This is a genomic window from Mycobacterium sp. HM-7, from assembly GCF_053852335.1.
In genome coordinates, this window is the sequence record NZ_CM132657.1 from 4,606,046 (window position 1) to 4,618,318 (window position 12,273).

At 63.9% G+C, this 12,273-nt stretch carries 12 protein-coding genes; 2 read left to right on the forward strand and 10 right to left on the reverse strand.

The features are described from left to right. Nucleotides 1-129 precede the first annotated feature (129 nt). Nucleotides 130-606 carry a MarR family winged helix-turn-helix transcriptional regulator gene (locus ACWW1C_RS22185; RefSeq protein WP_455980279.1) on the forward strand — a complete coding sequence of 159 codons (477 nt, stop codon included), beginning with the start codon at nt 130-132 and terminating at the stop codon, nt 604-606. 46 nt (nt 607-652) lie between these two features. On the opposite strand, the gene ACWW1C_RS22190 is transcribed toward ACWW1C_RS22185, so the two are convergent. The 10 genes from ACWW1C_RS22190 to ACWW1C_RS22235 form a co-directional block, all read right to left on the reverse strand. After that, nucleotides 653-1,390, reverse strand: coding sequence for a TetR/AcrR family transcriptional regulator (locus ACWW1C_RS22190; protein ID WP_455980280.1), 738 nt, complete (start codon nt 1,388-1,390; stop codon nt 653-655). Nucleotides 1,391-1,499: 109 nt separating this feature from the next. Beyond that, entirely contained in the window at nt 1,500-3,098 is a 1,599-nt protein-coding gene (locus ACWW1C_RS22195; RefSeq protein ID WP_455980281.1) for a GMC oxidoreductase, read from the reverse strand. After that, entirely contained in the window at nt 3,085-4,104 is a 1,020-nt protein-coding gene (locus ACWW1C_RS22200; RefSeq protein ID WP_455980282.1) for an NADP-dependent oxidoreductase, read from the reverse strand. The genes ACWW1C_RS22195 and ACWW1C_RS22200 overlap by 14 nt, the downstream gene beginning before the upstream one ends. Then, the gene (locus tag ACWW1C_RS22205) at nt 4,101-5,579 is read right to left on the reverse strand and encodes a class I adenylate-forming enzyme family protein (RefSeq protein WP_455980283.1); all 1,479 of its coding nucleotides are present in this window, start codon (nt 5,577-5,579) and stop codon (nt 4,101-4,103) included. Before ACWW1C_RS22205 ends, ACWW1C_RS22200 begins: the two co-directional genes overlap by 4 nt. Nucleotides 5,580-5,594: 15 nt before the next feature. After that, nucleotides 5,595-6,491: an alpha/beta hydrolase gene (locus tag ACWW1C_RS22210; protein ID WP_455980284.1), complete on the reverse strand. Its 897-nt coding sequence runs from the start codon at nt 6,489-6,491 to the stop codon at nt 5,595-5,597. After that, nucleotides 6,488-7,468: an enoyl-CoA hydratase/isomerase family protein gene (locus ACWW1C_RS22215; protein ID WP_455980285.1), complete on the reverse strand. Its 981-nt coding sequence runs from the start codon at nt 7,466-7,468 to the stop codon at nt 6,488-6,490. The genes ACWW1C_RS22210 and ACWW1C_RS22215 overlap by 4 nt, the downstream gene beginning before the upstream one ends. A gap of 139 nt (nt 7,469-7,607) precedes the next feature. Beyond that, nucleotides 7,608-8,468 carry an SDR family NAD(P)-dependent oxidoreductase gene (locus tag ACWW1C_RS22220; RefSeq protein WP_455980286.1) on the reverse strand — a complete coding sequence of 287 codons (861 nt, stop codon included), beginning with the start codon at nt 8,466-8,468 and terminating at the stop codon, nt 7,608-7,610. A gap of 30 nt (nt 8,469-8,498) precedes the next feature. Beyond that, entirely contained in the window at nt 8,499-9,362 is an 864-nt protein-coding gene (locus tag ACWW1C_RS22225; protein WP_455980287.1) for an alpha/beta fold hydrolase, read from the reverse strand. A gap of 61 nt (nt 9,363-9,423) precedes the next feature. Next, a complete protein-coding gene (locus ACWW1C_RS22230; protein ID WP_455980288.1) occupies nt 9,424-10,257 on the reverse strand; it encodes an alpha/beta fold hydrolase in 834 nt (277 codons plus the stop codon). Nucleotides 10,258-10,300: 43 nt separating this feature from the next. After that, entirely contained in the window at nt 10,301-11,548 is a 1,248-nt protein-coding gene (locus ACWW1C_RS22235) for an NADH:flavin oxidoreductase/NADH oxidase family protein (protein ID WP_455980289.1), read from the reverse strand. Between the two features lie 98 nt (nt 11,549-11,646). Here ACWW1C_RS22235 and ACWW1C_RS22240 point away from each other — a divergent pair, with 98 nt between their 5' ends. Beyond that, nucleotides 11,647-12,231 carry a TetR/AcrR family transcriptional regulator gene (locus ACWW1C_RS22240; RefSeq protein ID WP_455980290.1) on the forward strand — a complete coding sequence of 195 codons (585 nt, stop codon included), beginning with the start codon at nt 11,647-11,649 and terminating at the stop codon, nt 12,229-12,231. Nucleotides 12,232-12,273 lie beyond the last annotated feature (42 nt).

The following is a 12,273-nucleotide window of genomic DNA, read 5'->3' on the forward strand; positions in this document are numbered from 1 at the left end:
GGACACTATCAGTTAGCTCGCTATTCCACCGCGGCCGAAGTCCAGGCGGATCGACACCCCACACCGAACCGGCCCCTGACATCACGGGCGCAAACAGTTAGGGCCCTAATTGGTAATAAGCTGAGCAGCATGACCGCTGCCTCCCAAGATGTCGACCCCCTGGCCCTGGAACGGCAGGTCTGCTTCGCGCTGGCCATCACCAACCGTGCAGTACTTGCGATCTACCGGCCGCTGCTCGAACCACTCGGGCTGACGCATCCGCAATACCTGGTGCTGCTGGCGTTGTGGGACAACGCGAAAGCCAAACAGGAACCGTTGACCGTCAAGCAGATCGCCGCGCTGCTGCAGATGGATTCGGCCACCGTGTCGCCGATGCTCAAACGCCTCGAGACGCTCGAGTTCATCCGCCGCACGCGCAGCGCCACCGATGAACGCACCACCCACATCACGCTGACGCCGAAAGGCGTCGCGCTACGCCGCCGTGCCCTGAAAATTCCGCCCGCGGTTGTCGAACAACTCGGCGTGGGTCTCGACGAGCTGGAACGCCTGCACACGGTGCTGACCAGAATCAACGCGGCTGCGGTCGCCGCCGGCACGTTGAGCTGACGGTTGGGCAGCGAAACCCATCGCTGCTCGCTATTGATCGATCAGATTAGAACGGGTTGGGATTCGACCGGCGCGATGCCTCAATGGCGTCAGCATTCGATGCGGTTGCCCGCTTCGGATCGTCGCCCAGCCCTACCACGAGGTTGACCATCATCGGCGAGAAGACCTGGCGGACAGGGTCTTTGAACGTAGATAGGTGGCCGCCAAGGTCAAGGGTGACGAAGCCGTGAACGGCACTCCACAGTTGTGGCGCAATCACTTCGGGGTCCTCATCCGGACGTACTCGGCCACTGGCGACCAGCCGGGTGCAGCCTTCGGTCAAATGTGCGTACGCGTCCTCGAAGCCGGCGGAACGGCCACGGTCGGTGGCCGTCACCGGCCGGTAGCTACCGCGGGCGGACAGCCCGAACATGAGGTCGTAGAGGTGCGGATTGCCTTGGGCGAACCGGTGAGCCTCCAGCGCCATCGCGAACAGTGACGTGACCGGGTCATCGCTGGCAGGTGCGCCGAGGAAGACATCACCGAGATCTTTGAAGCCGCGATCCACCACGGCCTGGATCAGTTCCGGTACGCCACCGAGGTGGTGATACACCGCCATCGTCGAGAGCCCTGCAGCGTCAGCGACGGTCCGTGCCTTGACCGCGGCGGGCCCGTGCTCGGCCAACAGTGCGGTTGCGGCGCCGACCAACTGAGCGACAGCCTGCTCACGGTCCAACCGCGGCGCCGCCTCTTTCTCGGCCTTGGATGTGACACCGGCCTTGGCAGGTCGGGGCATCGCGCTCATGCACCTCCGTTCAGTTGACGTCGCCAGTTGAGAGTACAAGCGACCGCCCGGTGCGAATGGTCATGCAAGCCCTCTTCCATCGATCGTGTTTGCGCTGCGCTGAAGGTGTTCACGCGGTCCCGGTGCGTGCGCGAATCTGTGCCATGGCGTATTCGGCGAGCGCGGTGATGGTCAGGGCCGGGTTGACACCGGGGTTGGCCGGCATCGCCGAGCCGTCGCAGACGAGCATGTTGTGATACCCGAATACCCGTAGGTTCGCATCAACCACTCCCATGGCGCGACTGGCGCCGATGACGGCCCCGCCCAGCAGGTGCGCGGTGGAGGGGATGTTGCCCAGAGCCTCCAGGACGTTGCTCTGGGCGATGCCTCCGGTGCGCTCGGCCAGCCAGCGCGCAGCTTGATTGCCTTTGTCGATGAAGGTGGGGGCGGGGTTGTCCGTGTTCTGGACGGTGGACAGTCGATAGCCATTGCCCCATCGGTGTTTTCGGGCACGAAAGGAGATCGCGTTGTCGCGCGACTGCATCACCAGCAGCATCGTCATGCGTCGGCTCCAACCCACCGGCCACAGCGTTGCCAGCCAGCGTCGTGGGTGTCGCGCGATCGCCGCAATCCATTTCAGTGGCCTGGTGATCCGGGTACCGTCACCCACCAGCATGGTGTAGAGCAGGCTGAGCATGTCGGCGTTGGGCCCGTAGGTGAGCAGTTCGATGTGCGTGTCGGCATCGACGTGCACGCTGCTGCTCGCGGTGACATCGCGCCAGCTTTCCTGATCCTCCGGCAGCAGCACGGTCAGCACGGATTCGCTGTTGGTGCGCACCAATTCACCCAGGCGGTCGCTGAGGTTCGGCAGTGAACCGCCGCGCTTGCAGTTGGCCAGCAGTTCGTTGGTGCCCAAGGCCCCGCCGGCGAACACGACGCCGCGTGTGGTGTAGATCTGGCGGTGCCCGCCGGCAGGATGGATGGTGGTGACGTGATAGCCGTCGCGTCCGTCCGGGTCGCCGACGGGGGTCACGTCGATCGCCTGATGCTCGGGCAGGATGTGCACGCCGTTGCGTTCGGCGAACCACAGGTAGTTCTGGGTCAGCGAATTCACCGCTCCGACGCGGCAGCCGACCATGCAGGCACCGCAGCGGGTGCAGCCGGTGCGGTCGGGCCCGGCGCCGCCGAAGTAGGGGTCGGGCACGGTTTTCCCGGGCTCTCCGAAGAACACCCCGGTCGGTGCACGGCTGACAGTATCTTCCGTGCCGAAGTGTCGGCCCATTTCCCGAATCCATTGTTGGTGAACCGAATCGAACGGGACCAGTGCCGCACCGAGCATCCGTTCAGCGGTGTCGTAGTGCGGCCGCAGGCGCTGCTCCCAGTCCCCAAGGTCGCGCCACTGGGCGCCGTTGAAGAACTCGTCCTTTGCGCGGTACAGCACACCGCCGTAGACCAGGCTACCGCCGCCGACGCCGCTCTGGGAGGGGAAGAAGATGTGTCGGAACATCGAGATTCGCATGATACCCAGCTTGCGCAGCCGCGGCGCCCAGAGATATTTGCCGGACTGCCACGCCGACGCGGGTAGGTCCTGTGGGGCGTATCGGCGCCCGCGTTCGACTACACCGACCCGGAACCCCTTCTCCGACAGGCGTAATGCCGATACGCTGCCGCCGAATCCCGACCCGATCACCAGCCAGTCGTAATCGAAGTCCCGATCAGGACTGTTCACGGTCACCCGTGACAGTGATGACGACTTTTCCTGTCGCGCGGCCATTCTCGACATATGCCAAGGCGTCGAGGGTGGCGTCGAACGGGAACAGCCGATCGATGACCGGACGGATGACACCATCGTCGACCAAGGCGGCCAGGTCTTGGAGCTGGTCTCCATTAGCGGTCATGAACAGGAACGAGTAGTTCACAGAACGTCGTTTGGCCTTGCGTCGCACCGAGAAACTCAAGGCGCGCATCCCTTGGACCAGCAGCCAGTTGGCCCCGAACTCGCGGGCGAATCCGGGGTCGGGCGGCCCGGCTACCGAGATGACCGCGCCGCCGGGTTTGACGACCGAGAGCGACTTCTCCAGGGTCACACCGCCCTGAGTGTCCAAGACGACGTCGTAGTCGCTCAGTTCGGCCGCGAAATCCTTTGTCTTGTAATCGATCACGATGTCGGCGCCGAGTGCCTTGACCCATTCCACGTTCTTGGTACTCGTGGTGGTCGCGACCGTGGCCCCCAGGTGTTTGGCCAATTGAATGGCGATGGTGCCCAGGCCGCCGGAGCCGGCGTGGATGAGCACCTTCTGTCCGGGCCGCAAGTGCGCCTTGTCGACCAGCGCCTGCCAGGCGGTCAGGCCGACCAGCGGCAGCGCGGCGGCTTCGTTCATGGTGACGGTCTTGGGTATACGCGCGACGTCGTCCTCGTTGACGGCGAGGTATTCGGCGAAGGTGCCGATGCGGTCCTGGTTGGGTTTGGCGTACACCGCATCGCCAACAGCGAAGCGTCGCACTCGCGGCCCCGTCTTGACGACGACACCGGCCAGGTCATTACCGAGGACAACCGGAAGTTTGTACGGCAGTAGTGGTTTGAGTTCGCCGTTCCGAATTTTGAGGTCCAGTGGATTGACGCTGGTGGCGTGGATCTGAATCAGGACGTCATCGTCGCGCAGGTCTGGCACCGCACGTTCCATGACGCTGACGTTGTTCTTCTTGCCATAGCGGGTGAGTGCAAAAGCTTTCATGACATTGCCTTTTCGGTGTTCTTGGTGGCCGCCAGGTGGGCGGCGCGCAGTGGCGCCTTGTCGGTTTTTCCGACCGGATTCTTGGGGATCGCGTCCAGAATCAGGATTTCGGTCGGCCGTTTGTAGCCGGCCAGGTTGAGCGCGCACAGCGCCTGCAGGGCGTTGATGTCGATAGCGGTACCGGGACGTGGCGCGACGTATGCCACCACCACTTCACCCCATTTTGCGTCAGGGACCCCGATGACCGCGACATCAAGGACATTCGGCTCGCTGGAGAGGACGTCCTCGATCTCGCGGGGATAGATGTTCTCACCGCCCCGGATGATCATGTCTTTGGACCGCCCGGCCAGGGTCAAGTAGCCCTCGGCGTCGAGGTGACCGATGTCGCCGGTGTGCAGCCAACCACCGACGATGGTGTGGGCAGTGGCTTCAGGGCGCCCGAGGTAACCACGCATGACGTTGGGTCCGGCGATGATCACCTCACCAGTTTCCCCGGTGGGAACGTCGTCACCACGGATGTCGATGATCCGAATCCGTTGCCCGGGAAAGGGCTTCCCCGCACCTCGACGCGGGCCGTCGATGGGGTTGATGGTCGATGCGCAGGTGCCTTCCGACAGTCCGTAGCCTTCGACGAGCGGGAACCCGAAGCGAGTTTCAAAGCGGTTCAAAAGTTCCGGCGATGCCGGTGCGGCTCCGCAGATCGCGAAGCGCAACGAGGACGTGTCGGGGATGACGTCGCCGGGCAGGGCGACAAGCATGGTGTAGACGGTGGGCACCGCACTGAAATAGGTGGGTCGCTCGCGTTCGATGACGTCGAAGAAGGTACCGGGCGAGAAGCGGTCGGCGATGACGACGCTGGCGCCGGCCAGCAGTGGCGTGATCACGCTGACGACAATGCCGTTGACATGGAACAACGGCAGGATCAGCAAGCATCGGTCGGCCGGCCCGATCTGCAGCGCCTGACGTCCCATCTGGGCCATCGCGTCGAGGTTGGCGTGATCGAGCATGACACCTTTGGGTGCGCCGGTGGTGCCGCTGGTGTAAATCAGTAGCGCCAGGGCCGAGACATCCACGTGCGGCGGCTGATCCGCTCCCCCGGGCTCAGTGTCCAAGTCAGCGACGGCAAGGGTGGGCACCACGGTGGTGATGGTGAGGTCGTCGTCGATGACCAGCAACCGGGCCCCGGAATCGGTGAGTTGGCGATTGACCTCATCGTCGGTGAGGCTGGGGTTGACCGGTGTGATGGCGGCGCCCACGCGCCAGGCGGCGAACAACAGCACAACGAACTCGACGCGGTTACGCAGGGCAACGGCCACCACGTCGCCGGTACCGATCCCCATGCCACGCAATTGCTGTGCGGCAGCCTGCACGCGGTCGCGCAGTTGGGCATTGGTCAGCGCTTGGCGTGCGTCGGCCAGAGCGGGCCCGTGCGGATCGTGCTCGGCCCGGCGGTCGGGCAGTGCGGGGAGCTTCATAGGTGTCCTGGTTGCTCAGAGGTGCCGGGTCAGGAAGTCGATCTGATCGGTGACCAACTGCTCGAAAGGATCGCCGTGGTAGAACGCGAAATGTCCGGCGCTGTAATGCTTGATCTCACCTCGGGGTGCCGAGCGTGCATAGCGTTCGGTCTCCGCGGGTGGGGTGACGGTGTCGGTGTCGCTGATGCAGAACAGGATCGGAAATGCGACTTTCTTGGCGGCCCGCCCCGGCCGGTACATCATGATCGTGGGTGCCACGCGCGCGGCGACCTCGTTGCGGAAGCTCGAATTCGCCGGCAGGAGGGCCTGATAGCCGGGCAGTGCATCCGGCGCGTTCATCAACGCCAGCGTCCCCGGGGCGCCCGCCAGCGGAATCATCACCGGCTCGCGTCGTCTCACGATCGAGGCATAGTCCCGGGCCACCAACGGCAACACATTGATCGTGGCGGCCGGGCCGAGAGCCACTGCGGAAGCCAGCCCGTCGGTGAACGGGCATTGGGCCACCGCAGCTTTCAACTCAGGATGCCGCGACGCAACCGTGATGGAATGGCCGCCGCCGAACGAACTGCCCCACACCGCGATCCTGGTGCCGTCGATCTCGCGCCGGCCCTTCGCGTAGGCTATCGCGGAATCCCAGTCGGCGAGTTGACGTTTGATCGACAGGAGCTGGCGGGGTTGACCGCTACTGTCACCGAAGTGCCGGTAGGTGAACGCCAATGCGGCGATGCCGGCCCGCGCGAAGCGCTCCGCGTAGGCGTCCAGACGCATCTCCCGTGTCGCGCCCAGGCCGTGGCCCAGGATCACCACCGGCGGCGAGGTCACACCGGTGGGCAAGTAGAGCCATCCGGCACAGGTGTCCTTCCCCGAGGTGAAGGAGATATCTTGGCGCGTAAACGGCTGTGCCGAAATCATTTCCGCGCCACCGCCGCTCCGTTCGTGCCGACGGCGGGCACCGCGCCCGCTTCGAGCGCGCGGTCGTAGACGTCTTCGTGATACAAGGGCAGTTCGCCCGAGGACTCGATATCGGCGAGGTACTGCAGCATCAGTTGCTGGCCTTCCGTGGATTGATCAGTACCGAGGAACTCCGTGCGCTCGACGTGCAGGCCCTCCTGCAGTGACATCGACCCGCCGAAATAGACCGACCGTTTGATCGCCTCGACCGAGCCTTTGGCGCGTTTGCCGAAGTACTCAGCGACTTCGATGGCCCGCGTCACGACATCCTCGGTGGCCACGACCTCGTCGACCGCACCGTTGGCCAAAGCCTGCGCCGGAGTGAACGGCCTGCCCTCCAAAATGGCGACCAGTGATTTGTGGGTGCCGATGAGGCGGGTCAGGCGTTGGCTGCCGCCCCCACCGGGCATGATGCCCAGCAGCACTTCGGGTTGGCCGATGAAGAAATCGTCGTCGGCCATGATCCGCAGATCGCATGCCCACGCGAATTCGGCGCCCAGCCCGAGCGCCGAGCCGTTGAGGGCGGCCACGAAGATGACGCCGCTGGCATTCATCTTCAGGAAGGTCGCGTGGAGTCGATCGAGTTGTGCGACGCCGCGCAGCGGCGTTCTCTGCACAACCGGGTTCAGGACCCGGACGCGGTCCATGCCGCGGGCCACGCGCAGGGCGGCCGACGCGCTGCGTCTGCCCATCTCAGGTACGGCAGCGCCCTCCGCCTGTAGCCATCGCACGTCGGCGTGGCTGACGAACCGACCCGGACGTGCGCCGGTGAACACCACGGCATGCACTCCCGGGTCGCGATCGACCCGATCCACCAATGCCTCGAGCTGATCGGCGATTTGGACGCCGAACAGGCTGTGCGGGCCACCATCCACTCGGGCGACGAGCACCCGCCCGCGATCCTCGATCACCAGATCGCCTCGTACCTGCTGCGTCATCGCCATCCTCTCGAGCGAACGTTCTATAACGAAGTTATATTCAGACTATAACGAGGTTATAGTCGATAGGCAAGCTTTGCCGCAGATCCGAATATATTGCGACTCAGCACTTTTCGCCGACAGCCAGCTATGCACGACGCTATCCCCCACGTCGTGCATCGAGTTCGGACAACGCGCGTTGCACTCCGACGTCACGCGCCAGTCGTCCATCGACCAAAGGACCGAGGACACCGCGCAATGCCGATACGGGGCGCCAGCGCGCCGGCGCAGAGACGGTCCGTCGACGTTGCTCGAGGCCATTGACAATGGCTGCTGCGGCCGTGGTCGGCTGGATGCGTTTGAGAATGAACTTCGGCATCGCCGAGAGCAGGGCCTGTACGTGTGGATCTTCGTCGATGCCGTGCTGAATCATGCCGGTCTCGATGAGCGAGAAGTATGCGGTCATTGCCGCAGCACCGTGGTTGGCCAGTTCGACGGCGAGGGCGCGGCCGGCTTGCTCGACCGCGGCCTTGCTCATCGCATAGGGCATGGCTCCGGCACCATTGAGGTAGGCGAAAACCGAACTGATGAGGGCGATCTGGCCGCGGTTTTGGATGACCGACTCGATCGTCGCCGACACCGTGTTGAGCACGCCGGATACGTTGACCGACAGCACGCGGTCGACCTCATCGGTCGACAAGGTGCGCAATGTTCCGCCGCGTCCCATCAAGCCCGCATTGGCGATGGCGACGTCGACGGGCCCGAACCTGTCCTCGACCTCGCGCACGGCAGCGTGGACGGAGTCGATCGCCGTGACGTCGCAGTGCACGGGTAGGACTTGTCCCGGTGGCAGCATTCGGGCGGTTCGTTCTGCGGCACGTAGGTCGATATCGGCAAGGGCAACCCGTGCGCCGCGCTGGGTCAGTGCCGAGGCGGTCGCCGCGCCGAGACCGCCGGCGGCGCCGGTGAGGAACACGGTCTTGTTGTTCAATGAGTAGCGCCGCTGACGCGGATGAGCCATTGCGAAATTCTTTCTGCTGGATCAGATTCGCTACTTTTCGCCGTCGGCGAGGAATGCCGCGGCGACGGGGGCGAACTGCTGGTGGTACTGGAAGATGCCACCGTGCCCGGAGTTGGGATAGATGATCAGTTCTGATCCCGCGATGCGGCGATGGAGATCCTCAGATAGCGCCGTTGGCACCATGCGGTCATGGTCGCCGTTGGCGATCAACGTCGGCAGGGTGATCTTCGACAGATCCGACGGCCTGGACCGGCCGTAGGCCTTGATCGCTTTGAGCTGAGTCAGGAGCGCACTGATTTTGATGTCCTTGTCGCGATCGGTGGTGCGCTCCTTGAGCCGGTTGACAAACTCCTTCCCGGCGCGCTTACCTACTGCGTCTCGGTTGAAGAACAAGAACTCCTTGGGGTCGGAACGATTCAGCTTGGCCCGCAGCATGTCCCAGTAGGTGACCCCCGCGACCTTGTCGATGTCCTTGCCGCCGCGCGGCCCGGTCCCGGTCAAGACCAGCCTGCGCACCAGTTGAGGGTGCTTGAGCACCAGATCCTGCGCGATCATGCCACCCATCGAGAACGAGAACACGTCAATGGTGTTGAACCCCAACGCCGTGATGAAAGTGTAGGCATCGTCGGCCGCTTCTTCGATGGTGCCGGGAACCGACCCGCTGGACCCGCCGACGCCCTTGTTGTCGAAGGCGATCACGTGGCGGGTCTTGGCGATCGGGTCGATGATGCTGGGATCCCAATTGTCCAGGGTCGCGGCAAGGTGCACGAAGAACACCACCGGGACGCCGCCTTTGGGACCGAGTTCACGGTAGGCGTAGGTGGTGCCGCCGGCGGTCACGGTGCGCGACGGCGCCTGGGCGTAGGAGGTGACGGCTTCACTGATGTTGTTCATGAGGTACTCGATTCTTCGATGGTGCTGCTATGCAGGAGATTTACGTCTACCGAACTGACACTCAGCCAGCGAGGAATTCGAGCGCGTCAGGGACGAAGGTCGTGTGATGCTGGAAGATGCCGCCGTGTCCCGAACTCGGATAGATTTTCAACTCCGAGTTGGGGATTCGGCGCGCCATATCCGCCGACAGGCTGCTTGCCACCATGAGGTCGTTATCGCCGTTGGCTACCAGGACGGGTACCGCGATCCGCGACAGGTTGTCGGGTGCGGCCTTGCCGCCGTTGACGATTGCTTTGAGCTGCGCCAGCCGCGCTTGCATCGAGATCTTCTTGTCCCTGTCGAAGGTTCGCTCCTGCAAACGGGTGAAGTAGTCGGAGGCGGCCCGTTTACCTTCCGCGGTTCGGGGAAAGAACAGGTACTCGCGCGGGTCCTTGCGCGTCAGGAACGCCTTGGCGTAGGCGACTGCGACTATCTTGCGCATCGCGTCGATCCCACCGCCACCGCGAGGGCCGGTGCCCGCCAGGATCATTCGGCGAACCAGGTCGGGTGACTTCAGTGCCACCACCTGGGCGACGGCACCGCCGAGCGAGAACCCGAGCAGATCCACCTTCGTCAAGCCGAGCGCTCGGATGAACGCGATCGCATCGTCGGCCATCTGATCGACGTTGTCCGGGACCTTTGATCCAGATGCCCCGATGCCCCGGTTGTCGAAGGCGATGACGCGATGACGGGTCGCAATACCGTCGACGACTCTCGGGTCCCAATCGTCGAGCACAGCGGTGAAGTGATGCAAGAACACGACGGGGACGTCGGATTCGGCGCCGAGTTGCCGGTATGCGAACGGCACTCCGTTGACGTCGATTGTCTTGGTGGGTATGTCTTTCCAGGCGAGCATGTGAATCCTCATTGCGTTGGTGGGAGTCGGGAGATCGGAGGTGTTACCGGATGCCGCGTTTGGGACGCATCGATGCCGTTCCGTTGCGCTTGAGCATCGCGAGAGTGGTGGCAAGTCGACCGCGGTTCGGATCCGGCTCGAGCCCGGCGCCGAGCCGGTGGAGCTGATCGGTGCTCCAACTGATGTTGAGCACACCGTCAAGAGCTTTGACATCGACGAATCGACCTATCAGACTTCGCATTCCGTACTTGAGTTCGCGCGTCGGAAGGACGTCGAGCCGGCCGGTCAGTATTGCCTCGGCGGCATCGGGCATGGTCACCGTCGGGCGGGCCAGGCCGACCACGTCGCAGTCTCCCGATTCGACCGCCTGTGTCATGGCCTCCTGCGACCGGAAGCCGCCGGTGACCGCGAGCGGTACCTGCCCTGCCGCGGCGCGTACGGTACGGGCATATTCGAGGAAGTAGGCTTCGCGGGCTCGTGTGCTGGCCGCTGCCGATCCCGACATGGCCGGCGATTCGTAGTTCCCGCCACTGATTTCGATCAAGTCGATGGCCTCATGAGCCAGGGTGCTCACCACGTCGCGCGAGTCGTCCTCGGTGAATCCACCCCGTTGAAAGTCAGCCGAGTTGAGCTTCACACTCACTGCGAATGCCGGTGAGACGCGGGCTCGGATACCGCGGATCACTTCCAGCAGGAAACGCATTCGGCGCTCACTGTCACCGCCCCACTCGTCATCACGCAGATTGGTCAATGGCGACAGAAACTGGGTGACCAGATATCCGTGCGCAGCGTGGATCTGCACGCCGTCGAATCCCGCCGCCTCGCACACCGACGCTGCGGTCGCGAAGCGTTCGACGATGTCCTCGATCTGCGGCCCGGTCAGTGCGCGCGGCGTGGGCGCGCCCGGCAGGCTCAGAGGCACGGCACTGGGCGCGACAGGCGTATGGCCGATCGCCAGCGGATTGGATTGCCGCCCAGGATGGTTGAGCTGCGCCCAGATCGGCACCCCCGCGTCATGAGTGGACTTGACCCACCGCGACAGCGCCCCCAGATCTCGGTCGTCCTCGATCACCACGTTCCCCGGCTCCCCCAACTGGGTGCGGTCGACCATCACGTTGCCGGTGATGAGCAGCCCGTAACCACCGCGACTCCAGCGGTCGTAGAGCCGCACCAATCGCTGATCGGGCGCGTGATGCGCATCGGCCAGCGCCTCGCTCATCGCGGCTTTCATGATCCGGTTGGGCAACACCAGGCCGTTGGGTAGCTGAAGTGGTTCGTACAGTGCGTTCATCAGGGCCTCTCGCCGCGGTGCTTGATATTACGATCATAATATTATGACTGTATTATCATCGTCAAGAGACGTCGGCAACACAAGCGGAGGTGGGTTCCATGGCCAGGTATGGAGCGGAACACAAGATGGAGACGCGTCGGCGCATCATCACGGCGGCCAGCCGGCGGCTCAAGCAGGACGGCATCGACGGCTCGGGGATCGCGGCGGTGATGTCCGACGCCGACCTCACCAATGGCGCGTTCTACGCACACTTCGGTTCCAAGAACGATCTGGTCGCGAACGTCGTCGCCGATCAACTCGAAGAGCAGCGTGCCGCGCTCAGCGCCATACCGTCTGATCGGGACTCACTGGAGGGCTACATCCGCGGCTATCTGTCCACCGAGCACCGGGACAACCAACCCGAAGGCTGCCCGACGGCGGCCTTACTGAGTGAGATCGGACGTTGCGATGACGTCGTCAGGAACGCCTACTCCGCGGGGGCACAGTCGATCGTTCAGGAGATTGCCGTGCATCTGCCAGATCTCGCCTCTGAGGCGGATCGAACACAGGCAGCGTGGGGCCTCTTCAGCATTCTGGTGACGTCTCTGCAACTCTCCCGAGCGATCGCTGACCCTGACGTTTCCGCTCAAGTGCTCGACGCCGGGATCAACAACGCGCTTCGGCTACTCGATACTCTGCAGTGACGCCGCGAGGACCGCAGGCGATCAGTCACCACGGTGCGGAGC

Bases quoted from the DNA above. Each gene is read 5' to 3' on its own strand.
- ACWW1C_RS22185 (WP_455980279.1), top strand. From the start codon at position 130: ATGACCGCTGCCTCCCAAGATGTCGACCCCCTGGCCCTGGAACGGCAG.
- ACWW1C_RS22215 (WP_455980285.1), bottom strand. From the start codon at position 7,468: ATGACGCAGCAGGTACGAGGCGATCTGGTGATCGAGGATCGCGGGCGG.
- ACWW1C_RS22235 (WP_455980289.1), bottom strand. From the start codon at position 11,548: ATGAACGCACTGTACGAACCACTTCAGCTACCCAACGGCCTGGTGTTG.
- ACWW1C_RS22205 (WP_455980283.1), bottom strand. From the start codon at position 5,579: ATGAAGCTCCCCGCACTGCCCGACCGCCGGGCCGAGCACGATCCGCAC.
- ACWW1C_RS22190 (WP_455980280.1), bottom strand. From the start codon at position 1,390: ATGAGCGCGATGCCCCGACCTGCCAAGGCCGGTGTCACATCCAAGGCC.
- ACWW1C_RS22220 (WP_455980286.1), bottom strand. From the start codon at position 8,468: ATGGCTCATCCGCGTCAGCGGCGCTACTCATTGAACAACAAGACCGTG.
- ACWW1C_RS22200 (WP_455980282.1), bottom strand. From the start codon at position 4,104: ATGAAAGCTTTTGCACTCACCCGCTATGGCAAGAAGAACAACGTCAGC.
- ACWW1C_RS22225 (WP_455980287.1), bottom strand. From the start codon at position 9,362: ATGAACAACATCAGTGAAGCCGTCACCTCCTACGCCCAGGCGCCGTCG.
- ACWW1C_RS22210 (WP_455980284.1), bottom strand. From the start codon at position 6,491: ATGATTTCGGCACAGCCGTTTACGCGCCAAGATATCTCCTTCACCTCG.
- ACWW1C_RS22240 (WP_455980290.1), top strand. From the start codon at position 11,647: ATGGCCAGGTATGGAGCGGAACACAAGATGGAGACGCGTCGGCGCATC.
- ACWW1C_RS22230 (WP_455980288.1), bottom strand. From the start codon at position 10,257: ATGCTCGCCTGGAAAGACATACCCACCAAGACAATCGACGTCAACGGA.